This window comes from Streptomyces zhihengii (assembly GCF_016919245.1).
In the GTDB taxonomy this organism is placed as follows: Bacteria; Actinomycetota; Actinomycetes; order Streptomycetales; family Streptomycetaceae; genus Streptomyces; species Streptomyces zhihengii.
The window spans coordinates 1,009,639-1,033,891 of the sequence record NZ_JAFEJA010000002.1; the positions used below are offsets into that span (position 1 = coordinate 1,009,639).

General features: G+C 75.2%; 24 protein-coding genes and 1 pseudogene. 11 read left to right on the plus strand and 14 right to left on the minus strand.

The window, feature by feature from the left end:
• Positions 1-89 precede the first annotated feature (89 nt).
• The gene (locus JE024_RS32105) at positions 90-1,172 is read left to right on the plus strand and encodes a class I SAM-dependent methyltransferase (protein ID WP_205377400.1); all 1,083 of its coding nucleotides are present in this window, start codon (positions 90-92) and stop codon (positions 1,170-1,172) included.
• A 54-nt stretch (positions 1,173-1,226) separates the two neighbouring features.
• Here the strand turns inward: JE024_RS32105 and JE024_RS32110 are convergent, their stop codons facing one another.
• The 8 genes and pseudogenes from JE024_RS32110 to JE024_RS41350 all read right to left on the minus strand — a co-directional run.
• Positions 1,227-1,874, minus strand: coding sequence for a hypothetical protein (locus tag JE024_RS32110; RefSeq protein ID WP_205377401.1), 648 nt, complete (start codon positions 1,872-1,874; stop codon positions 1,227-1,229).
• A 399-nt stretch (positions 1,875-2,273) separates the two neighbouring features.
• Positions 2,274-4,979, minus strand: coding sequence for a SpoIIE family protein phosphatase (locus JE024_RS32115; protein WP_205377402.1), 2,706 nt, complete (start codon positions 4,977-4,979; stop codon positions 2,274-2,276).
• Between the two features lie 61 nt (positions 4,980-5,040).
• Entirely contained in the window at positions 5,041-5,700 is a 660-nt protein-coding gene (locus tag JE024_RS32120; protein WP_205377403.1) for a phosphoribosyltransferase, read from the minus strand.
• A gap of 6 nt (positions 5,701-5,706) precedes the next feature.
• Complete coding sequence (locus JE024_RS32125) at positions 5,707-6,219, minus strand: DUF5709 domain-containing protein (protein WP_205377404.1); 513 nt, start codon at positions 6,217-6,219, stop codon at positions 5,707-5,709.
• Positions 6,220-6,412: 193 nt separating this feature from the next.
• Complete coding sequence (locus JE024_RS32130) at positions 6,413-6,958, minus strand: DUF5709 domain-containing protein (protein ID WP_205377405.1); 546 nt, start codon at positions 6,956-6,958, stop codon at positions 6,413-6,415.
• Between the two features lie 169 nt (positions 6,959-7,127).
• Positions 7,128-7,802, minus strand: coding sequence for a class I SAM-dependent methyltransferase (locus JE024_RS32135; RefSeq protein ID WP_205377406.1), 675 nt, complete (start codon positions 7,800-7,802; stop codon positions 7,128-7,130).
• 104 nt (positions 7,803-7,906) lie between these two features.
• Positions 7,907-8,551 carry a hypothetical protein gene (locus JE024_RS41345; protein WP_244883654.1) on the minus strand — a complete coding sequence of 215 codons (645 nt, stop codon included), beginning with the start codon at positions 8,549-8,551 and terminating at the stop codon, positions 7,907-7,909.
• Positions 8,552-9,402: 851 nt separating this feature from the next.
• Positions 9,403-9,567, minus strand: a pseudogene (locus tag JE024_RS41350) (helix-turn-helix domain-containing protein); the annotation flags it as partial.
• Between the two features lie 199 nt (positions 9,568-9,766).
• Between JE024_RS41350 and JE024_RS32145 the strand changes: the two are divergent.
• Positions 9,767-10,426: a hypothetical protein gene (locus JE024_RS32145; protein WP_244883295.1), complete on the plus strand. Its 660-nt coding sequence runs from the start codon at positions 9,767-9,769 to the stop codon at positions 10,424-10,426.
• Between the two features lie 262 nt (positions 10,427-10,688).
• On the plus strand, positions 10,689-12,695 hold the full coding sequence (locus JE024_RS32150; protein WP_205377407.1) for an elongation factor G: 2,007 nt from the start codon (positions 10,689-10,691) through the stop codon (positions 12,693-12,695).
• Here the strand turns inward: JE024_RS32150 and JE024_RS32155 are convergent.
• Positions 12,678-13,013 (minus strand): YnfA family protein, encoded by a 336-nt coding sequence (locus JE024_RS32155; protein WP_205377408.1) that lies wholly within the window; start codon positions 13,011-13,013, stop codon positions 12,678-12,680. The two genes, JE024_RS32150 and JE024_RS32155, sit on opposite strands and share 18 nt — an antisense overlap.
• Before the next feature lie 238 nt (positions 13,014-13,251).
• Here JE024_RS32155 and JE024_RS32160 point away from each other — a divergent pair, with 238 nt between their 5' ends.
• Positions 13,252-14,364: an ABC transporter substrate-binding protein gene (locus tag JE024_RS32160; protein WP_205377409.1), complete on the plus strand. Its 1,113-nt coding sequence runs from the start codon at positions 13,252-13,254 to the stop codon at positions 14,362-14,364.
• A 94-nt stretch (positions 14,365-14,458) separates the two neighbouring features.
• On the opposite strand, the gene JE024_RS32165 is transcribed toward JE024_RS32160, so the two are convergent.
• The 3 genes from JE024_RS32165 to JE024_RS32175 are packed head-to-tail and all read right to left on the minus strand — an operon-like array spanning position 14,459 to position 17,327.
• A complete protein-coding gene (locus JE024_RS32165) occupies positions 14,459-14,758 on the minus strand; it encodes a hypothetical protein (RefSeq protein WP_205377410.1) in 300 nt (99 codons plus the stop codon).
• Positions 14,759-14,790: 32 nt separating this feature from the next.
• Positions 14,791-15,705: a diacylglycerol/lipid kinase family protein gene (locus JE024_RS32170; RefSeq protein ID WP_205377411.1), complete on the minus strand. Its 915-nt coding sequence runs from the start codon at positions 15,703-15,705 to the stop codon at positions 14,791-14,793.
• Positions 15,706-15,731: 26 nt separating this feature from the next.
• Positions 15,732-17,327 carry an FAD-binding oxidoreductase gene (locus JE024_RS32175; RefSeq protein WP_205377412.1) on the minus strand — a complete coding sequence of 532 codons (1,596 nt, stop codon included), beginning with the start codon at positions 17,325-17,327 and terminating at the stop codon, positions 15,732-15,734.
• Between the two features lie 71 nt (positions 17,328-17,398).
• On the opposite strand from JE024_RS32175, the gene JE024_RS32180 reads away from it, so the two are divergent.
• The 4 genes from JE024_RS32180 to JE024_RS32195 all read left to right on the plus strand — a co-directional run bounded on the left by JE024_RS32180 (position 17,399) and on the right by JE024_RS32195 (position 20,438).
• Entirely contained in the window at positions 17,399-17,998 is a 600-nt protein-coding gene (locus tag JE024_RS32180; RefSeq protein ID WP_205377413.1) for a TetR/AcrR family transcriptional regulator, read from the plus strand.
• Complete coding sequence (locus JE024_RS32185; RefSeq protein WP_205377414.1) at positions 17,995-19,545, plus strand: glycerol-3-phosphate dehydrogenase/oxidase; 1,551 nt, start codon at positions 17,995-17,997, stop codon at positions 19,543-19,545. Before JE024_RS32180 ends, JE024_RS32185 begins: the two co-directional genes overlap by 4 nt.
• Before the next feature lie 86 nt (positions 19,546-19,631).
• Entirely contained in the window at positions 19,632-19,823 is a 192-nt protein-coding gene (locus tag JE024_RS32190) for a DUF6381 family protein (RefSeq protein ID WP_205377415.1), read from the plus strand.
• A 231-nt stretch (positions 19,824-20,054) separates the two neighbouring features.
• Positions 20,055-20,438, plus strand: a complete 384-nt coding sequence (locus JE024_RS32195) for an SH3 domain-containing protein (RefSeq protein WP_205377416.1) — start codon at positions 20,055-20,057, stop codon at positions 20,436-20,438.
• Positions 20,439-20,477: 39 nt separating this feature from the next.
• On the opposite strand, the gene JE024_RS32200 is transcribed toward JE024_RS32195, so the two are convergent.
• A complete protein-coding gene (locus JE024_RS32200; protein WP_205377417.1) occupies positions 20,478-21,956 on the minus strand; it encodes a glutamate-cysteine ligase family protein in 1,479 nt (492 codons plus the stop codon).
• A 340-nt stretch (positions 21,957-22,296) separates the two neighbouring features.
• On the minus strand, positions 22,297-22,809 hold the full coding sequence (locus tag JE024_RS32205) for a mycothiol transferase (RefSeq protein WP_205377418.1): 513 nt from the start codon (positions 22,807-22,809) through the stop codon (positions 22,297-22,299).
• Between the two features lie 132 nt (positions 22,810-22,941).
• Between JE024_RS32205 and JE024_RS32210 the strand changes: the two genes are divergently transcribed.
• From JE024_RS32210 to tgmA, 3 genes are all read left to right on the plus strand, one after another.
• Complete coding sequence (locus tag JE024_RS32210; RefSeq protein ID WP_205377419.1) at positions 22,942-23,151, plus strand: HTH domain-containing protein; 210 nt, start codon at positions 22,942-22,944, stop codon at positions 23,149-23,151.
• Positions 23,151-23,723 (plus strand): Clp protease N-terminal domain-containing protein, encoded by a 573-nt coding sequence (locus JE024_RS32215; protein ID WP_205377420.1) that lies wholly within the window; start codon positions 23,151-23,153, stop codon positions 23,721-23,723. Before JE024_RS32210 ends, JE024_RS32215 begins: the two co-directional genes overlap by 1 nt.
• A gap of 315 nt (positions 23,724-24,038) precedes the next feature.
• Positions 24,039-24,230: a putative ATP-grasp-modified RiPP gene (gene tgmA, locus JE024_RS32220; RefSeq protein WP_147989659.1), complete on the plus strand. Its 192-nt coding sequence runs from the start codon at positions 24,039-24,041 to the stop codon at positions 24,228-24,230.
• The last annotated feature ends 23 nt before the right edge of the window (positions 24,231-24,253 follow it).

Sequence of the window (24,253 nt, forward strand, 5' to 3'; positions counted from 1 at the left end):
GGTGGAGTCCGCGATACCGGCGTAGTGTGACAAAAGGAGCGTGCCGGCTCCGCCGGCGCGCGTCATCCGCCCGGTGGAGAGGAGCAGTCATGTCGAGCCCCGGTACGCAGAGCGGCACGCCGGACCCCGCGAAGCAGGAGGCGTTCGCCGGTGAGGTCGTCGATGTCCTCAACAAGGGCGCGCTCGCCCTGCTGACCAGCGTCGGCCACCAGGCGGGGTTGTTCGAGACCATGTCGGCACTGCCGCCGTCCACCTCCGCCGACATCGCCAAGGCGGCGGACCTCGACGAACGGTACGTCCGCGAGTGGCTGGGCGGCATGGTCGTCGGCGGCTTCCTGGAGTACGAGCCGCAGGGGCGCACCTACCGGCTGCCGCCCGAGCACGCGGCCTCCCTCGTCGCGGCGGCCGGACCGGACAACCTCGCCGGGATGATGCAGTACGTCGCGCTGATGGGCGAGGTCGAGCAGCAGGTCGTCCGCGCCTTCCGGGAGGGCGGCGGCGTGCCCTACTCCGCGTATCCGCGCTTCCAGGCGCTCCAGGCCGAGGAGACCGCGCGCGTCTACGACCAGGGGCTCGTCGACACGATCGTGCCCCTCGTCCCCGGACTGACGGAGCGCCTCCGCTCGGGGATCGAGGTCCTCGACGTGGGCACCGGCCAGGGCCACGCGCCGGTCGTGCTGGGCGAGGCATTCCCCGCCAGCACCTTCACCGGCGTCGACCAGTCGGAGAGCGGCGTCGCGGCGGGCCGCGCCGAGGCCGCGTCCCGCGGGCTCCGCAACGTCGCCTTCGACCTCCGCGACTCCACCGGCATCACCGGCTCCTACGACCTGATCACGGCCTTCGACGTGATCCACGACCTGGCGAAGCCCGCCCGCACGCTCGCCGTCATCGCCAAGTCGCTGCGCCGGGGCGGTGTGTTCCTGATGGCCGACATCGAGGCCTCCAGCAATCTGGAGGACAACACGGGCCACCCGTTCGGTCCCGCGCTCTACGGATTCAGCGTCTTCTACTGCATGACGACCTCGCTCGCCACCGGCGGCGCGGGGCTCGGCACCCTCTGGGGCCGCCAGACCGCCCTGCGGATGCTGGCCGAGGCGGGCTTCGGCCATGTCGACGTGGTCACCGTCGAGGGCGACCCGCTCAACGTCTACTACATCGCCACCACCGAGTGACCGGCGGCGACGACCCGTTCCCGCCGTGCGCGCGCACGGCGGGAACGGGGACCGTCACGCGGCCGGCGGCCGGACCGGCTGGCCCAGGTTCAGCCGGATCGTGTTGCCGTCACCCGGGATGACCAGGTTGATCAACGGCGTGGCCAGCAGGCAGTGCTCGAACTTCGGGATGGTGTACGACCCGACCAGCACACCGCCGCGGAGCGCGTTGAAGCCCGGCTCGGACGTCAGGTTCAGCACCGCGGGCACCTCGGTCTGGCAGTGGCTGCCGACCGGCGTCGGGATCCCCGCCACCTTGAGGTTCTTCAGACGCAGCGTCATCTTGGTGGTGCTGTTCACCGCACCGGTCTTGAGGTCGATCGTGCCCGTGGTGGGCTCCGTCTCGATGAACTCCGTGGTGACGCTGACCGGCACGATGCCGATCATGTTGAACTCGCCCGGGGCCGCGGGCAGTTTGGTGTTGGCCGTCATCGTGCCCAGCTTCAGGTCGGCGTTGACCTCCAGCGTGCCCGGCCCCAGCGCCAGGTCGGAGCCCGTCCCCTCGAGGACCGTCAGGCCGGTGAGCGGGTAGTCGAGCCTGACCGGCGCGGCGTGCGCCGAACCGGCACTGGTGGCGAGCAGCCCGAGCCCGGCGGCGAGGGCGACACCCGCGCGGGCGGCGGCTCTGCGGCCCCGGGCGGGGAGGAGACTGGGACGCTTCATTTCGGCTCCAGGATGCGGCGGTGCGCCTCGGGGCGCACGGACGGCGGGGATGAACGCGGAAACGGTGCGACGGTCGTGCTTCCGGCCAGGACGAAGCGGCCGGGAACACGCGGGTGCGTGGTCCGGGAGAGCGGGTTCCGGAGGGCGGCCGGTGCGTGGAACCGCCTCCGGCCTGCGGTGCGCCGATGACGTTACGCACGGGTAACCAGGCAGGCAAGAGCGGTCCGCCGGTTTCCGCGCGGGCCCGGTCCGGGGCACCGATTCTTGTCGCCGGGGCAGCAGTCGGCGTCCCGTTCTTGTCCGCCGGTGAGTGCTCTCGGCCGCCGGCGGACCGCCGAGCACGCCGCGGGCACCACGGGCGGACCGCCGAGGACGCCGCGGGCGCCGGGCGCGGCGCCGTCAGAGACCGGGGAAGTCGGGCAGCAGCGCCCCCTGCGGGGTGAGCGGCAGCTCCGCCCAGATCACCTTGCCGTTGCCCGTGTACCGGGTGCCCCACCGCTCGGCGAACTGCGCCACCAGGAACAGTCCGCGACCGCCCTCGTCGGTGCCCGCGGCCTGCCGCAGATGCGGCGAGGTGCTGCTCTGGTCGGACACCTCGCAGATCAGCGCCCGGTCACGGATCAGCCGCACCCGGATCGGCCCCGCGGCGTAGCGGATCGCGTTGGTGACCAGTTCGCTGAGGATCAGCTCCGCGGTGAAGACCGCCTCCTGGAGGTCCCACTCGGCCAGCTTGCGGGACACCGCCGCCCGCACCTCGCGCACCGCCGCCGGGTCGGCGGGCACCTCCCACCGGGCCACCCGGTCCTGCGCGAGCACCTGGGTACGCCCCACCAGCAGGGCGATGTCGTCCCGCGGGCGCTCCGGCACCAGCCCGGCCAGTACCTGCTCGCACATCTCCTCCGGAGCCAGCCCGGCGTGGCGCTCCAGCGCGCGCCGCAGCAGCTCCAGCCCCTCGTCGATCTCCCGTGTCCGGTCCTCGACCAGGCCGTCTGTGTACAGCACCAGACGGCTGCCCTCGGCCAGTTCGAGGTCCAGGGTCTCGAACGGCATGCCCCCGAGGCCCAGGGGCGGGCCGCCCGGCACGTCCGCGTACTCCGCGCTGCCGTCCGGGTGCACGATCACCGGCTGGAGATGCCCGGCCCGCGCGATGCTGCACCGCCCGGACACCGGGTCGTAGATCGCGTACACGCAGGTGGCGCCGGTGACGCCGGCCTCCTCGCGCTCGTCCGTCTCGTCCCGGTCGATGCGCGCCACGAGTTCGTCGAGATGCCACAGCAGTTCGTCCGGCGGCAGGTCGAGACTGGAGAAGTTGTGCACGGCCGTCCGCAGCCGCCCCATGGTCGCGGCGGCGTGCAGTCCGTGCCCGACCACGTCGCCGACGACGAGCGCGACCCGCGCCCCGGGCAGCGGGATGATGTCGAACCAGTCGCCGCCCACCCCGCCGAGACCGCCGAGGCCCGCCTGCGCCGGCCGGTACCGGTAGGCGACCTCCAGCGCGTCCTGCTCGGGCAGCGTCCGCGGCAGCAGACTGCGTTGGAGCGTCACCGCCATCGTGTGCTCGCGCGAATACCGCCGGGCGTTGTCCACGCTGACGGCCGCCCTGGCCACCAGCTCCTCCACGAGGGAGAGGTCGTCCTCCTCGAACGGCTCCGCGGTGCCCGAGCGCCACAGCATCGCGACGCCCAGCACCACGCCCCGGGCCCGCAGCGGGACCGCGATCATCGAGTGCATCCCGGCGCCCACCAGCAGCGGCGCACGCTCCGGATCCTGGCGCTCCCACCCGGAGAACGTCCTCAGGTCCTCCTCCAGCACCGCGTCCCCCCGGCCGAGACCGACGCCCATCGGGGTCCCCGGCAGGAAGCGGATCGGATGCCCCACGGGATACAGGGCGCTGTCCCCGGGCCCGGCGAACGCCACCCGGCGCATGTCCACGTCCGCACCCGTCGACGTCGGCTCCTCGCCGCGCAGCACCGCCTCCGCCAGATCCACGCTCACATGGTCGGCGAGCCGCGCGGCGGCGAAGTCGGCCAGCTCTTCGCAGGTGCGCAGTACATCCAGGGTGGTGCCGATCTCCGTGCCCGCGTCGTACAGCAGCCGCAGCCGCTCGCGCGCCACATCGGCCCGGCCGGTAAGGTCCTGGAGCTCCGTGGTGTCCCGCAGCGTCGCCACCGTGCCCGGCGGGCCGCCGCCCTGGTTCGTCGTGCGCTGGTTGACGGCGAGCACCCGGTCGCCGACCGGCACGATCTCGTCCGTCGCGATCCGGCCGGACCCGAGCAGCCGGGACATCCGCGGATCGAGCCCCAGCTCCTCGACGGCGAGGCCCTCCGTGTCCTGCGCCAGCCCGAGCAGCCGCCGCGCCTCGTCGTTGGCGAGCACCAGCCGGCGGTCGCCGCCGAGGATGAGCACGCCCTCGCGGACCGAGTGGAGCACCGCGTCGTGGTGCTCGTACATCCTGGTCATCTCGGCCGGGCCCAGGCCATGGGTCTGGCGCTGGAGCCTGCGCGTGACCAGGGCGGTGCCGCCCATGGCCAGCAGCAGCACTCCGGCCGCGGCGCCGAACAGCAGCGGGAACTGGTCCTCCGTGACACCGCTGACCTTGTCGAGGGTGACGCCCGCCGACACCAGCCCGATGACCCGGCCGCGCGCGTCCTCGACGGGGACCACCGCCTGCACCAGCGGGCCGATCGTGCCGGTGATCCTCTCGACGAGGACCTCCCCGTCGAGGGCCGGCTGGATGTTCCCGACGAACTGCTTGCCGATCCGGTCGGGGAGGGGATGGGTGTAGCGGATCCCGTTCGTGTCGAGGACGACGATGAAGTCGACGTCCGAGCGCTTGCGGGCCTCCTCGGCCTTCGGCTGGAGGATCGCCGAGGGATCCCGGCTCCGCAGGGCCGCCTCCATACCGGGGGAGTTGGCGAAGGTCTCGGCGACGGCGACCGACCGGTTGCGCGCCTCGCGTTCGCTGCCCGCGCGGGACTGCAGCACCAGGGCGGCGATCGCGGCGGCGACCAGCAGCACCACGATCGCCACCTGCAGGAGAAAGACCTGGCCTGCGACAGTTCTCATGCGCAGAACCGAGCGCGGGCGGCCGTAGCGTGCGGCCATATGCTCTTTCTACACCTCCCCCACACGGCGGGCGAAACGGTACCGGGCGCGGCCCGGGCCGTCACTGAGGCCGCGCCGCCGCCGCGTCCCGCAGGACCGCGACCACCTCATCGTCCCCGACCTGGGTGAAGTCGTGGTACCACTGGCCGACGGAGTGGAACGGCCACGGCGTGTACAGCGTCACCAGTTGGTCGACCTCCGCCCGCAGCGTCCCGGCCGCCTCCCGGGAGCACACCGGCGCCGCCAGCACCACCGCCGCGGGCTCCATGGCCCGCACGGCCCGCACCGCGGCCCGTGCCGTCACACCGGTGGCCAGCCCGTCGTCGACGAGGACGGCCGTGCGGCCGCCCAGCACCGGCGCCGGGCGGCCCGCGCGGTAGACCTGCTCGCGGCGGCGCAGCTCCGCGCGCTCGGCCGCGACCAGGTCGCCGAGACCGTCGGCGGACAGCCCGAGCGACTCCAGCGCCCGGGTGTCGAACAGCGGCGGCGCCTCGCCGGCCAGCGCGCCCACCCCCAGCTCCCGGTTGAACGGGGCGCCGATCTTGCGCACCACGACCACGTCCAGGGGCGCGTCCAGCGCCCGTGCCACCTCGGCCGCCACCGGCACGCCGCCGCGCGGCAGCGCCAGCACGTACGGGGACCGCAGCTCACCGGCGCGGTGGCGCACCAGTACCGAGGCCGCCAGCTCCCGGCCCGCCTCCCCCCGGTCGGCGAAGCGCATCGCCGCTCACTCCCACCGGGCGGGAGGGCCGGTGCCGTCGTCCGCGCCGGGTTCCTCCTCGATGTGCACGGCCGCCTCCTCGGCGGACGCCGCGCCCCCGTCGATGCCGACGTCCCGCGCGACGGTCCCCGCGGGCCTGCGGGGCGCGGGGTCGTCGGCCGGGGCGAGCCGTCCCGCCCGGGCGCCCCCGGCGATCTCGCCGGCCGGTTCGCCGTCGCCGCCGGCCAGGTCGCCGATGCCGTCCCCGTCCGGCGGCGTCACGTCCGGCACCTCCTGCGCCAGCCGTTCGTCCAGCGTCTCGCCCTCCTCGGCCTCGGCGCCCGTGGTGCCGTGCCGGCCCACTCCGAGGGGGCGCTCCGGCGGCGAGTAGCCCTCCTCCATCACGTCGTCGAGGCTGCGCTCGCCGATCACGTTCTCCGGGTCGAACGCGCCGCTGGGACGGTTGTCCGCGTCGGAGTGCCCGGGCTGGTAGACGTCGTCGCCCCGTGCCTGGTCCGCGGCGGTGGTGTCGTCCGACATGTCCGCTCCCCTTCATCAGCCGGTCGTGGACCGCGGTCGCGGTCCCGCTACGGGCCGGGTGCCCACCTCGGCGCCGTTCAACAGCGCGCGCCGGCGCCGGCCGGGAACGCCTGCCGGCCGGCGGCCTCGCGGGGGCGGGCGCACAGCGCGGTGCACGGGGACTCCGTGCAGGTGGGCGGGGTACGCGGGAGGTTCAGGTGCCCGGGGGCGTCCGCGGCGCGGAGTCGGCGGCGGACGGCACGTACTCCTCCGCCTCGCTCTCCTCCTCGCCGTCGATCACGTGCATCGCGGCCTCCTCGGCGGACGCGGCCCCGCCGTCGATGCCGACGTCCCGGGCGACCACGTCGTTGTGGCGGCGCGGCGCGATGTCGTCCACCGCGGCCAGCCTGCCCGACCGCGCGCGGCCCGACTCGCCGTCCAGCGGTTCGCCGTCGCCGTCCGCGAGATCGCCGATGCCGTCCCCGTCCGGGGAGGCCGTGTCCGGCACCTCCTGGGCCAGGCGCTGCTCCAGGCTCTCGCCGCGGGCCAGCTCCTCACCGGTGGTGCCGTGCCGGCCGACCACCAGGGGACGGTCGAGGGGCGAGTACCCCTCCTCCATCATGTCGTCCAGGCTGCGCTCGCCGATCACGTTCTCCAGGTCGAGTTCCCCGTCGGGACGGTTGCCCGTGTCGGAGTGCTCGGGCTGGTAGACGTCGTCGCCCCGCCCCTGGTCGTCGTCCCGCCCAGTGTCGTCGGCCATGGCCTTTCCCTTTCCGGCGCGCAGTGGGCCGCAGAAGTGGCCCGGTGCGTCAGGAGCGCCGGAGCACCCGACGCACTTCATCCACGTCTTCATCATCTGCCGGGCGGCGTCCCGCGGCGACCGCACCGGGCGGGCGGCCGGGGACGCCGCCCGGGGCCGGTGCCGGAGGTCAGGCCGCCGCGCGGCGCACCCTGAGCACGTTGTCCCGGCGCAGCCCGGGGCGTCCGTCGGGGCCGTTCTGCGTCCGCTCGAACTCCTCGGCGCGCTCCACCCGCCAGGCGCCGGACGGCAGTTCCAGGGAGACGAAGACATCGTCGGGGGTGGGGAAGTACATGTCGTGGTGCGCCTCCGGGTCGAACGGGCCGGGCCCCGCGTGCCCCACGACGAGGAGCACGCCGCCGGGCGCGACGGCGGCGGCCGCACGGCGCAGGATCTGCTCGCGGGGCATGTCCCCGGGGGTGTGGAGGTAGCTCGCCGACACGAGGTCGAAGCCGCCCTCGGGGCCCTCGGGGCCCTCGGGGAACGACAGCGCGAGGTCGTGGCGCTGCCAGTCGATCGCGTCCTCGGCCACCCCGGCCTCCCGCGCGTGCAGGGCCGCCCGGTCCAGCGCGACGCCGGAGATGTCCGTCGCCGTGACCCGCCAGCCGCGGCGCGCCAGCCAGATCGCGTCGCCGCCCTCGCCGCAGCCGAGGTCCAGCGCGCTGCCCGGCGCCAGGTCCGTCACCTCGGTGACGAGCGCCGCGTTCGGGTTCCCGCTCCAGATCCGGTCGCTCTCCAGGTAGCGGGCGTCCCAGAACTCCTGGCCCGCCCCGGCGCCGGTCCCGGTGGTGTGGTGCTGGCTCATCGATGCGCTCCTCGGGGGCTCGTGGGACGGCGGGTTCCGCCGTCCTGCCCGATGGTGCGCCCGGGGGGCCACCGCGGGCAAAGAACCTTGCCGGTTCGGCAATTTCAGCGGGTGGCCGTGGGAGGGTCGGCGGCCGGGGCCGTGCCGGTGCGGGTGCCGGGACCGGCTTCGGCCCCGGGACCGGCTTCGGTGCCGGCACCGGGGTCCGCCTCCGTCCCGGCGCCCGCCGCCGTCCAGCCCCGGCTCGTGTAGTCGTAGTCGTACACGGCGCCGCCCCGCACTCCGGTGGTGCGGAACGGCCGGCCGCCGTCGTCGATCCGCACGGTGCCCGACCGGCCGCCGCTGCTCCAGGCCACGTCGAGGACCCAGTCGCAGTCGCAGGCGACGGAACGCCCGGAGACGAGCAGGGCCTCGGGGTCCGACGACGAGACCGTGTAGGGGAACGACACCGCGGGGATCGGCACGCCCGAGTCGCTGCCGGGCACCGGACGCGCCACCGGCCGCGCCCGGTCCAGGTCGACCTCGAAGAGCCGCGGGGTGAGCGAACCGCCGCAGCCGGAGCTCATGCGGTACGCGGGAAGCTCCCGCGCCGCACGCCGCTGGACGACCCTGACCTGCATCGACTCCAGCACCACCGGCTGCCCGCCGGTGCCCTGCACGGTGACGCGGACCAGCGTCTCGCCCCCGTGCAGCGCGCCGAGGGCGGAGGCCCAGGACGCCGCGTCCGCCTGCGTGGGCGGCGGCGGCACGGCCGCCGGGCCGCGCCCGATGACATAGGTGTGCCCGCAGGCCCCCTGCCAGACGTGGTCGTCACCGGTCCAGGCGATCGGCGCGCCCGTCGCGGCGGGGCGGTCACCGGGGGAGGGCGTCGCGGAGACCGGCGCATCGGTCCCGGCGGCAGCGGCCGACGGCGACGGAGTGGGGGAGGGCGAGGACGCCCCGCGGGGCGGGGCGGTCGCGGGGGGGGCGCCGTCGCGGCCCGCGCGGGCGGCGCCGGGACGCCGCCTTCCGGGGCGCCGAGCTCCCGGAACCCGGCGACCAGCGCGAACACACTCGTCACCCCGGCGACCACCACCCCCGCCACCCACCTCCGCCGCACCCGTGCCGCGGTGCCTCCACGCCGCGTCGCGCCGTCGGCGCGCCCCGCCGGGGCTCCGGGGACCTCGGGCCGCCGGGCTGCCCCGCCCGCCGTGTCGGCGGCGGGGGCGCCGGAGCCGGCTTCTCCGCCGGCTCCCGCGCCGGAGGCGGTGCCCTGACGCACCGTCGGCCCGGCGGTCCCGGGCGCCTTCGTGTCCGTTACCGCGTGGCGCTCGGCCGCCCCCGCGCCGGAGGCGGCGCCTCCGCCCGGCGTCGCACCCTCGATGCGGCCTGCCGGGGCTCCGGGGCCCTCGGGCCCCCGGGCCGCCCCGCCCGCCGCAACCCCCGCCGCCCCGGCGGCGCCCCCGCCCGAGGCGACCCCCTCACCGCCGCCCCCGGCGGCACCCCCCGTCGGGACGGGGCGGGTGCGGCGGGTCGTGTCGGCCGAGAGCCAGAGGCGGTGGAGGTCGGCGAGGTCCTCGGGGGTGCAGCCGCAGACCCGTGCCAGGCGTTCCACGGGGGCGAACTCCATCGGGACGGTCCGGCCGGAGCAGTAGCGGTGGAGGGTCGCCGCGCCGACGCCGACGCGGCGGGCCAGGGACTCGTAGGTGCGGCCGGAGGCGGTCCGCAGCGCGTGCAGCCGGGCCGCGAACTCCTCGGTGTCCGTCCGGCGCGGTGTGTCCGTCATGGCCGTTCCTCTCCCGCGCCCGTTCCCGAGCGCATTTCACCCCTCTGTGAAACCCCCACGTCACCGGGGGTGAAACGGTTCCACCGTTCCTGATGACCCGTCGGACATTGCCCGCCGGTCCGGCCGCGCCGACGCTGGTGGACGTCTCGACAGGAGACGACCCACCACGACCCACCACGACCCACGGGGAACACCAGCCATGAACCACACCCGCAGCAACACCCCCGGCAGCACCCGCAGGTTCACCCGCGCCGGCCTCGCCTCGGCCCTCGCCGTGAGCGCCGCGCTGACGGCGGCGGCCGCCGCGCCCGCGGCCGCCGGCGGCCCCACGGCGTACTCCGCCGCCGTGCCGCGCTTCCTCGCCCCGGGCGACCTGCCCGCGGCGAGCACGCCGTGGACGGCGGACCCGGTGCGCAAGGGCCTGCCGGCCGACGAGTCGTTCTGCACGGCGGGCACGACGCCCGCGACCGGCACGCGGTACCGGGACTTCAGGACCGAGCTCGACACCACCGCCCGCCAGACGACCACGGTCGCCGCCACCCCGGCGAAGGCCGCGCAGCTCGCCGACCGGCTCCGGCTCGCCGTCGAGACCTGCCTCGACCGGATGAAGGCGGGCTACCCGGGCCTGGAGGGCGAGGCGTTCCACCACGGGCCGGTGGACGTCGAGGAGGGTGCGAACGTCTACAGCATCGACACCCACGACCCCGAGGTCGGCTCGACCGACATAGCCCTGTGGTCCGTCGGCCGGGACGGCCGGACCGTGACCGTCGTGCAGTGGGGGCAGCTCGGCGAGCTGGACGGCGCGCCGCTCGCCGCGTTCCAGCGGACCACGGCGACCGCGGTGGCCCGGCTCCACTGATCCCGCCGGGCCGTTCCGGTGTGCACGGGGATGCCGGAACGGCCCGGCGCGCGGCGGCGCGCGTGCGGACGGGGGACCGCACGCGCGCCGCGCCGGGCCCCGCCGCCCCCGAAATCCGGTTGTCCGCGGGGCGGCCCGTCTGCTGCACTCGCGGGGTGCGCCGGCGAACGACGCCGGACCGAGCCAGGAGGCCAGATCATGCGCGGAACTCTCATGTCCACCCAGGAAGGAAACGCCCCCCATCTCAAGGACATGACACTTCGTGCACACGCTGAACCTGGGAATCCTGGCGCATGTTGACGCCGGCAAGACGAGCCTGACCGAGCGGCTCCTGCACCGTACGCACGCCATCGACGCGCTCGGCAGCGTCGACGCCGGCAGCACCCGTACGGACACCCTCGCGCTGGAACGCCGGCGCGGCATCACCATCAAGGCGTCCGTCGCCTCCTTCGACGCGGGCGACACCACCGTCAACCTGATCGACACCCCGGGCCACCCGGACTTCATCGCCGAGGTCGAGCGGGCGCTCGGCGTCCTCGACGGCGTGGTGCTCGTCGTCTCCGCGGTCGAAGGCGTCCAGGCGCAGACCCGGGTGCTGATGCGGGTGCTCCAGCGGCTGCGCCTGCCCACGCTGATCTTCGTCAACAAGATCGACCGGAGCGGGGCCCGCCGCGACGGACTGCTGGCCTCCATCGGCGAGAAGCTGACCCCGGCCCACATCGCCATGAGCCGCACCGAGGCCCTCGGCACCCGCGCGGCGTCCAGCACCCCCCGCACCGGAGACTCCTTCCGCACCGAACTGACCGCGCTCCTGGCCGACTTCGACGAGGCACTGCTCGCCTCCTGGGTCGACGGCGCGCTGCCGTCCGGGGAGCGGCTCGGCCGCGCGCTCGCGGCGGCCACCCGTGCGGGGCGTGCGCATCCGGTGTACTTCGGCTCGGCGATCACCGGCGCCGGTGTCGACGCGCTGATCGACGGCATCACCGGACTGCTGCCCCCGGCCGCCGGGGACCCGGGCGGTCCGCTCTCCGGCACCGTGTTCGCGGTCGAACGCGGTCCGGACGGCGACAAGTCGGCGTGGGTGCGGCTGTTCTCCGGCACGGCACGGCTGCGCGAGCGGGTACCGGTCGGCGGCGACGGCCTCCCGGCCAGGGTCACCGGCATCCGGGTCATCGAACACGGGGTGCCCGTGGAGCGGGACGCCGTGTCGGCGGGCCAGATCGCCGTGGTCCGCGGCCTCGGCCGGGCGCGTGTCGGCGACACCCTCGGCGCCCCGGGGCCGGAGGCGGTCCACGGCGGCCACTTCGCCCCGCCCAGCCTGGAGACGGTGGTGGAACCGGTGCGCCCCGAGGAGCGCGGCGCCCTCCACCAGGCCCTGGCCCGGCTCGCCGAGCAGGACCCGCTGATCGGCCTGCGGCAGGACGAGGTGCGGCACGAGACCTCGCTGTCGCTCTACGGGGAGGTCCAGAAGGAGGTCGTGGAGGCGACGCTCGCGGAGGAGTACGGGCTCGGTGTGCGGTTCCGCGGGACGACGACCGTCCACACCGAGCGGCCCACCGGATCGGGCGCGGCGGCCGAGTTCATCCACACGGACCCCAATCCGTACCTCGCCACCGTGGGCCTGCGCGTCGATCCCGCGGCGGCCGGATCGGGGTCCTCGTTCCGGCTGGAGGTCGAACTGGGCTCGCTGCCCGCCGCGTTCGTCACCGCGATCGAGGAGACGGTGGCCCGCACCCTCGAACAGGGGCTGTACGGCTGGCAGGTGCACGACTGCGTCGTCACCCTGACCCACTCCGGCTACGCGGCCCGGCAGAGCCATGCGCACGCCGTCTTCGACAAGAGCATGTCGAGCACGGCCGGCGACTTCCGCAACCTCACCCCGCTGGTGCTGATGGACGCCCTGCGCCGGGCGGGCACACGCGTCCACGAACCGGTGCACCGCTTCCGGCTGGAGGTGCCCGCCGCCCAGTACGGGCAGGTGCTGCCGGTGCTGGCCCGCCACGGCGCGGTCCCGCGCGACACGCTGCCGGGAGCCCGCTCGTACGTGGTCGAGGGCGACCTGCCGGCCGCCTCCGTGCACGCGCTGGAGCGGCGTGTCCCGTCGCTCACCAGCGGGGAGGGCGTGCTGGAGACCGTCTTCGACCACTACCGGCCGGTCGCCGGCGCCCCGCCGGTGCGCCCGCGCACCGACGCCGATCCGCTGGACCGCGAGGGCTACCTGAAGCGGGTGGCGCGCGGTGGGGGCGGCGGGTCAGTGGGAGCGCGGTGAGTACATGATGACGGCCATGCCGACGAGGCAGATCAGGGCGCCGGCCACGTCGTACCGGTCGGGTCGGTACCCGTCGGCGACCATGCCCCAGGCGATCGACCCGGCGACGAAGACCCCTCCGTAGGCGGCGAGGATGCGGCCGAAGTTGTCGTCGCTCTGGAAGGTGGCCACCACTCCGTAGAGCCCGAGCGCGATCACCCCCGCACCGACCCACACCCAGCCGCGGTGCTCCCGTAGCCCTTGCCAGACGAGCCATGCCCCGCCGATCTCGAACAGCGCGGCGACGGCGAACAGGGCGATGGAACGGGCGACGAGCACGGTGAGGGCACTTCCTGGAAGGCGGCGGGGGCGTCCCGGCCGGGACGGCCCCACGGTAGCCGCCCGGGGCGGCGGTCCGGCCGCCGGATATCCGCTTGCCCCTCGGCGTGGGCGGTGGATCAATGTCCTGCAGGGCCGCCCGGGGAGCGGCCGCCGTGCCGCACGGAGGCCGCCCCGGGGCCCGGCCGCCGTGCCGTCCGGGCAGGGCGGACGCGTCGTCAGAGGGGGTTACCGTCTCGTGAGTACGCCGTCGAAACCGTCCGGGGCCGTGCGGGCCGGCGGGCCGTCCGTGCGGATCGGGGCGCTCGTCCCGCTGACCAGGCCCGGCTGGGCGGAGGCGGGAGCGCACCTGCTCGCCGGTCTCGAACTCGCCGTGCGCGACGTCAACGACGCCGGGGGGATCGGCGGGACCCCGCTCGACCTGGTGGTCCGGGACACGGCGGCCGACCCGCGGCGGGCCGAGGCGGCCGTGGACGACCTCGCGGCGCTGGGCGTGGCGGCGCTGGCGGGGGAGTACCACAGCGTGGTCGCCCGTGCCGCCGCCGCCCGCGCCGCCGCCCTCGGCCTGCCGTTCCTCTGCTCGTCGGCGGTGCTCGACGCGCTCACCGACCGGCCGGCGGAAGGGGTGGCACGGATCGCCCCGGCGCAGTCCCACGGCTGGCGGATCTACGGCGACTTCCTCCTCGGCGCGGGCCACCGGCACATCGCCGTGGCAGCCGACGCGAGCGTCTACTGGGCCGCCGGGACGGGCATCCTCCGTGAGCGTCTGGCGCCGCACGGTGGCACCGTCACCGCACTGGACATGCCCGCGCTCGGCCCCTCGGGCGTGTGCGACGCGCTCGCAGGCCACCGTGCCACGGCCCTGCTGGTGCTGACCGGGTATCCGGAGCCCGCGGTGCCGCTGGTCCGGGCGGTCCGCCGCGATCCGCGCCTCGCCGGCCTCCTGGTCGGGGCGCCCGCCGGGCAGCCGGAGTTCGCCGGGTGGGCGGCCTCGCTGGGCGCCGACGGCGCGGGCGTCCCGTTCCTGCGCTATCTGCCCGAGCACCCCGGCCCGCTCGGCGTCCGCGTCGGGGCGGCGCTGCGCGAGCGGCTGGCCGAGGAGCCCTCGTTCGTGGCCTTCGAGGGCTACGACACGGTCACCGTCCTCGCCGGGGCGCTGCGCGCGCACGGCACGGACCGGGCGGCGATCGCCGCGTCATGGGGGCGGGCCGGGGCCGAGGGGACCCGCGGACCGGTCCGGTTCTCCCGGACGCCGGGCAGCGGTGTGTGGCAGTGGGCGTGGGCGCCCGTCCAGGTCGCCGACCGTGACCCGGCGGACCCCGCCCGTTTCCGGGTCCTCCGCACCGGCTGAGCGATCGCGCCGCCCCGGGCCCGGACACGCAGGAGACGCCCGCCGGTGCGGCGGGCGTTCCCTGCCCCGTGGGGGGTCTGTGTCCTCGGGGCGCTCAGTCGATCTCGGCCGACGCCTGCGGCAGCGGGGGCACCGTCGCCGTCGTCGGTCCGCGGACCGCTTCGATCACCGCGTCGTGGAGATCACGGCTCGCCATTTCGGAGGGGCACGGTGCCGGACTGCCCGACATCGTGAACCAGTCGGCGGCCCCGGTGTACTGCACCGTGACGGCCGCCTCGCCGTCGACCCAGGTGGTATGCACCGTGAGGTCGCCCGACACGACACCGACCTCTTCGGTCAGGACGCCGCCGTGTCCGGAATACACACCAGGAGTAGTCCAGGATGCCCAGCTCATGCATCCAACGTCACACTCCTCCCGCTTGATCGCTACCGGCGGGACGAAATTTCCGGAACGGGTTCGGGACACAGCACCCTGAGCGCTCCGGGCTGTACCCGGACGGTCACCGGCAGTGCCGCGTCCACTTCCCCGTCCGCCCCGTAGGGCAGCGGGCGTTCGGCCTCGATGCGGATCTCCCTGCCGCTGAGGATCTCCACCTGCGGGCGGCGCACATGGGCGCCGGTCTTCAGCTCGTTCATCATCGCGAAGAACAGGCGCTTGGGGGCGTCGTGGATGACGACCACGTCCAGACTGCCGTCGTCCACGCGCGCCCCGGGGGCGATCCGCCGATTGAAGCCGTAGAAGCCGGAGTTGGCGGCGACCACGGTGTAGCCGCGGCGTTCGTGCAGGACGCCGTCGACGGTGATCCGGTACGAGGCGGGCCGCCAGGCGGTCACCGCCCGCAGCCCGCCCGCGTAGTAGGAGGCCGCGCCGCGCAGCAGCCGGGAGGTGTTGGCGTGCCGGTTGGCGACGGCGTCGACGCCCGCGTACACGCTGCCGAGCACCGATATGCCGTCGTGCACCGCGGAGCTGACCTCGATGGTGTCGACGGGCCGGGCCGTGCCGCGCAGCAGGACGCCGGCGAGCTCACCCGGGTCGGACGGCATCCCCAGCGCGCGGGCGAAGTCGTTGCCGCGGCCCGCGGGCACCAGGCCGAACTCGGTGCCGGTGCCGCTGAGCGCCCCGCCGACGCAGCCGGCCATCCCGTCGCCGCCGACGGCGAGCACCGCCCTGCCCGCCTCCCCCGCCCGGCGGGCGAGTTCGCGGGCGTGCTCCAGGCTCCGGCTGTACTGGGTGTCGATCTCGGCGCCCGCCTCGCGCAGCAGCCGGGCGACGGGAAGGAGCGCCGCCGTACCGCTGGAGCTCCCCGCGGTGGGGTTGACGACGGCGGTGAACTGTCGCATGGATACGCCTCCGGGCGGCTCGGTGGTCAGCGGACGGGGAGCAGGACGCCGGGGCTGAGGACGCCGGCGGGGTCGGTCTCGGCCTTGACGGCCTGCAGCATACGGACCCCGAGCGGGCCGACCTCCCGGGCGTACCAGTCGCGGTGGTCGGTGCCCACCCCGTGGTGGTGGCTGATGGTGCCGCCCGCCGCCAGGATCGCCTCGTTGGCCGCCCGCTTCGCCGTGTCCCAGTGGGCGAGGGCGTCCTCGCCCTGCGCCGAGACGACGGTGAAGTACAGGGAGGCGCCGTTCTCGTACACGTGGGAGATGTGGCACATGACGAGCGGCGGGGTGCCGCCCTCGGTCAGGGTGTCCGTCAGCGCGGTGCGCACCGCCGCGTACAGCCCCGGGATCGCCGACCAGAAGGCGGCGGTCTCCAGCGTCTCGGCGAACGCGCCCGCGTCCAGCAGCGCGTCGCGCAGGTAGGGGGCGTCGTAGCGGCCGTGCGCCCAGCGTTCGCCCGGTTCCGCGCCGGCGAACTCCCCGCCGAGGCCGGCCAGCACGGCGGCCGCGCGCTCCCGGCGTTCGGCGGTGTCCTCGGCGGTGCCCTCGTACCCGGCGATCGCCATGCAGCCGCCCGCGGCCGGCACGTCGGTGCTGCCGATGGCGTCGGGCTGGGCCAGCCCGATGAACGTCTCGGTCTCGTCGGACAGGCGCAGCACGGTGGGCCGCGGCCCGTCCTGGGCGAGGGCGCGCAGCGCGGCGGCCCCGGCCTCGAAGGAGGGGAAGCGCCAGCCCTCGTGGACACGGCGCTCCGGGAGCGGCCGGATGCGCACGGTGACGGCGGTGATCACGCCGAACGCCCCCTCCGACCCGAGCAGGAGCTGGCGCAGGTCGGGTCCGGCGGCCGAGCGGGGCGCGCGGCCGGTCTCCAGGGTGCCCTCGGGGGTGGCCACGGTCAGTCCGAGGACCATCTCGTCGAAGCGGCCGTAACCGGCCGACGCCTGGCCGCTGGAGCGGGCCGCGGCGAAACCGCCGACCGTCGCCCACTCGAAGGACTGCGGGAAGTGGCCCAGCGTCCAGCCCTGTTCGTTGAGGAGCGCCTCGCACCGCGGCCCGCGCAGACCGGGTTCGAGGGTGGCGGTGCGCGAGACGTCGTCGACGCGGACCAGCCGGTCGAGCCGGCGCAGGTCGAGGGCGACGAACGGGCGCCTTGCGTCCGGCGCGAGACCGCCGACGACGGAGGTCCCGCCCCCGAACGGCACGGCGGACAGGCCCTGTTCGGCGCAGCACCGCAGCACGGCGAGCACCTCGTCGTGGCTGCCGGGCAGCACGACCGCGGCCGGGGTGTCGGCGGTGTCGCCGGAGCGGATGCGCAGCAGGTCGGGGGTGGACTTGCCGCGGGTGTGGCGCAGCCGGGCCTCGGCGGCGGTGTCCACGTGCGCGGCGCCGCCGACGCAGTCGGCCAGCGCGGCGAGCGTCTTCGCGTCGAGGGGCGTGGCCGGGACCTCGACGTCGGCCGGGGACGCGGGGCCCCCGGCGCCGCGGGTGACGCCGAGCAGGTCGCGCAGCAGACCGGTCACCGCGTCGGGCAGGGGGGCCGCCTTGGCCGGGTCGCCCCAGCCGCTCCACAACATGTCCACGTCGCTCTTCCTCACCGTCGGTTCGCGGGGTGCACTGCCGCGCGGCCCGCCCTGGCATTACACTGTGACAGATGACGCCCATTCGTCACAACCAGTCGGACGCAGACGCCGTGCTCGATGCCGCACGCGACTGCGTCCTCGCCGTCGGCGTACGCCGCACGACCCTCACCGATGTCGCCCGGCGCGCCGGGGTGTCCCGGATGACGCTCTACCGCCGCTGGCCCGACGTGCGCAGCCTCGTCGGTGACCTGATGACCCGCGAGTGGATCGCGCTGGCCGTCGGCGCCATGCCCGGGCAGCAGCCCGGCGTCCCCACCCGGTCCCGGATCGTCGACGGGCTGGTCGCCGGTGTCGAGGCGTTCCGCGGCCATCCGCTGTTCCACAAGATCCTCGACGTCGACCCCGAACTGCTGCTCCCCTACCTCCTCGACCGCCGCGGCGCGAGCCAGGACGCCCTGCTCGGCCTCATCACCGGCGGATTGGAGGAGGGCCACGCGGACGGATCCGTCCGGCGCGCCCACACCGTCCGGCAGGCCCGCTCGCTGCTCCTCGTCGTGCAGTCCTTCGCCATGTCCCTGCGCACGATGACCGACGCCGGCGACGAGGAGCTCACCGACGCCGCCTTCCTCGGCGAACTGCGCACCCTTCTGGAGAGGACCCTCGCACCGTGAACCCCCACGCCCCGGCCGCCGCCTCGCTCCACGCGGCCCGCCGCACCCGTGAACTGACCGCCGTCGCCGGCACCCGCACCGAGGCGGACGTCCTGGTCGTCGGGCTCGGCGCGACCGGGGCGGGCGCCGCGCTCGACGCCGCCTCCCGCGGCCTGAGCGTCGTCGCCGTGGACGCGCACGACCTCGCCTTCGGCACCTCCCGCTGGAGTTCCAAGCTCATCCACGGCGGACTGCGCTACCTCGCCACCGGCCAGCTCGACGTGGCCCACGAGAGCGCCGTCGAACGCGGCGTCCTGATGGAGCGCACCGCGCCCCATCTGGTGCGCGCCCAGCCGTTCGTGCTGCCGCTCACCCCGCTGGTCTCCCGCGCCGAGGCCGCGATCGCCCGGGCCGGGTTCCGCGCCGGCGACCTGCTGCGCGCCGCCGCGGGCACCTCGCGCGCCACCCTCCCCGCGCCCCGCGCCCTGTCCGCGGTGGAGACCCGGCACATGGCCCCCGCCCTGCGGCCCACCGGACTGCGCGGCGGACTGCTCTCCTGGGACGGGCAGCTCACCGACGACGCCCGTCTGGTGACCGCGGTCGCCCGCACCGCGGCGGCCCACGGCGCCCGGATCCTGACCCGCGTCCGCGTCCTCGCGCTCACCGGCACCGGCGCCCGCGTCCGGGACGAGCTCACCGGCGAGGAGTCCGAGATCCGCGCCCGCACCGTCGTCAACGCCGCCGGTGTGTGGGCCGGCGGCCTGGTCGGCGACGTCCGCCTGCGCCCCTCGCGCGGCACCCACCTGGTGCTGCGCTCCGAGGCGCTGGGCGGCCTCGCGGCCGGGATGCACATCCCGATCCCGGGCGAGCGGAACCGCTTCGTGCTGGTGCTGCCCCAGGGCGACGGCCGGGTCTACGTCGGGCTCACCGACGAGCCGGTCGACGGCGACGTCCCCGACGTGCCCGAGGTCCCCGAGACCGACATCGGCTTCCTGCTCGACGTGCTCGGCTCCGCGCTCGACGTCGTCCTCGGCCGCGCCGACGTGGTGGGCGCCTTCGCGGGCCTGCGCCCCCTGCTCGACACCGGCGACGGCCCCGGGCGCACGGCCGACATCTCCCGACGGCACGCGGTCGTCACCTCGCCCGGGGGAGTCGTCACCGTCGTCGGGGGCAAGCTCACCACCTACCGGCGCATGGCCCAGGACGCCGTGGACGCCGCCGTCCGGGCCGGCCGCCTCGCCGCGGGCCCCTGCCGCACGGCGTCCCTCCCGCTGGTGGGCGCCGCCCGCCCGGCCGAGCTGGCCGCGCTCGACGTGCCGCGCCGGCTGGTGCGCCGCTACGGCGCCGAGGCCCCGGCCGTGCACGCCCTCGGGCTGGCCGACCCGTCCCTCGCCCGCCCGGTGGTGCCGGGCCACCCCGTGACCGGCGCCGAACTGGTCTGGGCCGTCCGCCACGAGGGCGCGCTCGACGAGTCCGACGTCCTCGACCGCCGCACCCGCATCGGCCTGATCGCCGCCGACCGGGCCGGCGCCCGCGAGGCCGCCGCCGCGGCCCTCGCCGCCGCCTGACCGGCGCCGGCCGGCCTTCGAGATGCGTCCGCGCGGCCGCCCTGTTTCGCTGGGTGGTCAGTGCTCGACACGCACGAGGAGTGATCATGAGCGGTATCGAGGAGTCCCGCGGCCGGGTGCGGCAGATGCGGGACAAGGCGAAGGAGCTGGACGAGGCCGCGAGCCGCAGCAGCGACCCCAAGGAGGCCCAGCGGCTGAAGGACAAGGCCCAGCGCCTGAAGGCCCAGTCCGATCAGGAGTCCGCGATGGGCACGGGGGACATCTACCCCGACGTGTGACCCGCGGCGCGCACGGTCCCGGCACGGCCCGCGGCGCGCACGGTCCCGGCACGGCCCGGGGAGCGGAACGCTCCCCGGGCCGGCCGCCGTTCCGGGGCGCGGCGGGCGCGCCCGCGTTGCCCCCTGGGGGCGAACCCGGGCGCTTTCCGGGCATTTCTGCGCGGTGACGGGCCCCGGCCGCCCTAGGGTCGGCCCGGTAGTGGGGGGCCGTCCACCGATCGGAGCCGTTCGATGACCATGACCACCATCCGCAGTGTCGGGCCGGCCGGAAGCCTCACCTCCCGTGTCGCCGCCGGTGTGCTCGCCGTCGGTGTGGCCCTGACGGTCGCCGCGCCCGCCGGTGCCGCGGCCCCGGCCGCCGCGCCGGCCAAGCCGTACGGCACCGTCACCGCCCAGAGCGGCCTGAACCTGCGCGCCTACCCGAGCACCGACTCCTCCGTGAAGGGCACGCTGGCCTACCGTGCCCAGGTCGGCCTGGTGTGCAAGGTCCGCGCGCAGAACATCGCCGGCAACGACGTCTGGTACCTGGTCCGGGACAGCCGCAAGGTCTGGGTCCCCGCCCGCTACGTCGTCCCCACCGGCACGGTCAACTACTGCAAGGACGTGCTCCGCTAGGCCGGGGCGGTGCCACCCCGCCCCGGCCCGCACCCCGCCCTACTCCACGGGCCAGGTGTGGGCCGGGGCGTTGAGGTGCATGTAGTCGAGGTACTGGCGGGTCATCAGGCGCAGCGCCTCCTGCGGCCCGACCCGGCTGGTGCGGTCGATGTGGTGGAACATCTCAGCCTGCCACACCGCCCCGTTGCGCCCGGTGACGCACCGCTGCTCGATGACGCCGAGCAGCGGCTCGCGCCAGGGCGCGTCCATCCCGGAGACCTCCAGGCCCCGGTGGGCCAGCGGCAGCAGGCGGCGCAGCACCAGTTCGGCCACCGGCACCTCGCCCATGCCCGGCCAGTACAGACGGGCGTCGATCCCGTGCCGGGCCGCCGCGTGCAGGTTGTCCTCCGCGGCCTGGAACGACATCCGCGACCACACGGGGCGCTCCTCGTCCACCAGGGCGCGTGTCAGACCGTAGTAGAAGGCCCCGTTGGCGAGGATGTCGGCCACCGTCGGCCCGGCGGGCAGCACCCGGTTCTCGATCCGCAGGTGCGGCTTGCCCTGGTCCACGGCGTAGACCGGGCGGTTCCAGCGGTAGATCGTCCCGTTGTGCAGCGTCAGTTCGGCGAGGTGGGGCGTGTCGCCCCCGTCCAGGGTCTCCTTCGGGTCCTCGTCGTCGCAGAGCGGCAGCAGGGCCGGGAAGTAGCGCAGGTTCTCCTCGAACAGGTCGAAGACGCTGTTGATCCAGCGCTCGCCGAACCAGACGCGCGGGCGCACGCCCTGCACCTTGAGTTCGTCGGGACGGGTGTCGGTCGCCTGCTCGAAGAGCGGGACACGGGTCTCGCGCCACAGCTCCTTGCCGAACAGGAACGGCGCGTTGGCCGCGAGCGCCACCTGCACCCCGGCGATCGCCTGCGCCGCGTTCCAGTACGCCGCGAACCGGTCGGGCGAGACCTGGAGGTGGAACTGGGTGCTGGTGCAGGCCGCCTCGGGCGTGATGGTGTCGGCGTACGTCCGCAGCCGCTCCACCCCGTCGATCTCGATGCGCAGGTCCTCGCCGCGCGCCGCGAACACCTGCTCGTTCAGCAGGTGGTAGCGGGGGTTCTCGGAGAGGGCGGCGGCGCCGACGTGGTCGCGGCGCAGGGTCGGCAGGATGCCGACCATCGCCAGGTGCGCGCCGACGTCCGCGGCCCGCCGCTCGGCGTGGTTGAGGGCGTCGCGGATCTCCTGCTCCCAGGAGTCCGGGCCGCCCGCGGTGAGCTGCCGCGGGGAGATGTTGATCTCCAGGTTGAACCGGCCGAGTTCGCTGTCCCACGCGGGGTCGGCGATGGCCTCCAGCACGTCGGTGCTCCGCATCGCGGGCTCGCCCGAGCTGTCGACCAGGTTCAGTTCGATCTCCAGGCCCACCTGGGGGCGCTCGAACTCGAAACGGGCTTCGCGCAGCATCTGCGCGAAGGTGTCCAGGCACGACTGCATCTTGGTGCGGTAGCGGCGGCGGTCGTCACGGGTGAACACCAGCGCCGGGACGTCACGTCCCATCCGTCCTCCCGGGTCGTCGGGCAGACACCCCCGTCTCAGCGTGCCACTCACCGGCGGCCGCTACCAGCGAGGGGAGCGGGGGCGACGGTGTGCGCCCGTCCGGTCACCCGCCGTCCGGCCCTAGGCCTTGTCTGACAAATGGCGCCGTCCGCCCGCAGGGCGGGGCGCGCGGCGTCCGGTGCGTGCAATCGCAAGGCGGAGGATCATCCTCGTACTGGGCGTACTCGGATGACTCCGACAACGCGGCATGGGGGTACCTCCCAGCGGTAGCTGGGGGAGTGCGTGCCGGGCGTCGCGCGCCAGGCGGGATTTGTCAGACACGGCCCAGGCCCGGGCGGGCTCACTCGCCGCGGCGCCGGAGGAGGCCGCGGACGAAGGCCGCCTGGCCGGCGTGCTGGAGGTCGTCCGAGATCACGCTGACCAGGCGGACCCCCAGGGTGACCGGCGGTGTCCAGGAGGCGTCCACGACCCGGTCGAGGGCGTCGGCGTCGAGGGTGCGGAGGTGGCGCAGGGTGGCGGCGTGCACGGCGTCGTGGTAGCCGAGCAGCTCGCCGGCGCCGGCCCGTACAGCGGCGACGTCCTCGGCCGTGTGCCCGTACCCGGTCGCCGCCGGCGGGAAGGGCAGCGCGAACCGCTCGGCCCACCCGTCGGCCGTCCACACCTGCTCGGTCCCCGCGGCGCCGGCGAGATGGTCGTCCTGGATCCGGGTCAGGTGCCAGACGAGCCAGGCGATGGTGTTGCCGCCCGGGTCGGGCCGCGCGGCCAGGTCGTCCGCCGACAGGCCCTCGACGGTGTCGTGCACCACCTCGCGCACCCGGTCGAAGGCATCCGTCAGCAGGTCGGCGCTGTCCATGGTCCGCTCCTCGGTCGTGTCCGCCCCATGGTGCCGCCCGGGGGGCCGCCGGGCGGGCGGACACGCCAGGGCGGGCCTTCACCGTTGTCAATGAAGGTTGACGCGTCAGAGGTGTCAATGTACGTTGACATCATGACCGAAGCAACCGATCTCGCCGAGCGGGCGGGCGACCGGGACCCCCGGATCGGGCTGAGGGCCGTCGCCGCGCTGCGCCGGCTGCTGGAGCAGCTCGAGTCCGTCCAGGTCCGCAGCGCCCGCAACCAGGGCTGGTCCTGGCAGGACATCGCGGCGGAGCTCGGCGTCAGCCGGCAGGCCGTACACAAGAAGCACGGGAGGCAGTGATGTTCGAACGCTTCACCGGGGAGGCCCGGGCCGTGGTGACCGGTGCGGTCGCCCGCTGCCGGCGGACCGGCGAACCCCGCGTCACCGACGAGCATCTGCTGCTCGCCCTGCTGGACATGACGGAGGGGCGGGCGGCGTTCGTCCTGCGGGCCCTCGGTGCGGCCGACCGGCGCGAGGGGCTGGAGGCCGCGCTGGCCGGGGCCCGGCGCCGCGGCGGGATGACCGCGGCCGACGAGCGGGCGCTCGCCGGGCTCGGCGTCGACGTGGACCGGATCGTCGCACGGGTCGAGGAGGCGCACGGCGAGGGCGCCCTCGCCGCCTTCCCGGCCCCCCGCCGCCCGCGCTCCGGGCACCGGCCCTTCACCCGCGAGGCGAAGGGCGTCCTGGAGCGGTCGCTGCGGATCGCCGTCGGCCGGCGCGACCGGGCCATCGGGTCGGAGCACCTGCTGCTGGCGCTCGCCGCCCGGCCGGGCGTGGTCGCGGAGGTGCTCGCGGACCACGGGGTGACCTACGGATCCGTCGAGCGGGTCGCCTTCGGAGCGGGGAACGCCCCGCCGGCTCAGGCGGGTTGACACTTTCCCGGGGCCCCGCCGTTGAGTGGAGTGCGTGCCGCACACCGCTCGACGACGGGGCCTTTCTTGTGTTTCGCGACTTTTGTCGTGTCATCTGCGTCACGTCATGGCCAAAACTTGAAACCCTCACGGCCTGTGGTGCGTCTGTCTGGATGGCACCGGCGGGGCATGTCACCGCCGATGCAGATGTTCGGATCCGAAGGTCTTTCCGTGAAGAGCTTTCACAGTGTCACTCTGTGTGGTGAAACTGTGGCGACCTCGCCACGTACCGTCATGAAGCCCGGGCTGCCGCGCGGGCAGGGGAGGAAACCAGCGATGAAACCGTTCGCGTGGAACTACGCACGGCCCGCCGAGCAGGCACCGGCCCTGACCGCGTACGCGTACGACGCGGCGCTCCAGCTGAACGTGCTCTCCGACGGCCGTCCCGCGATCGCCGACCGCGCCCTGATGGCCGCGGCCGGCACGACGACGTCCAAGGCCGGCTCCGCCACCCACTTCGACGACTGACCGGCCCGCCCCGATGAACGGAC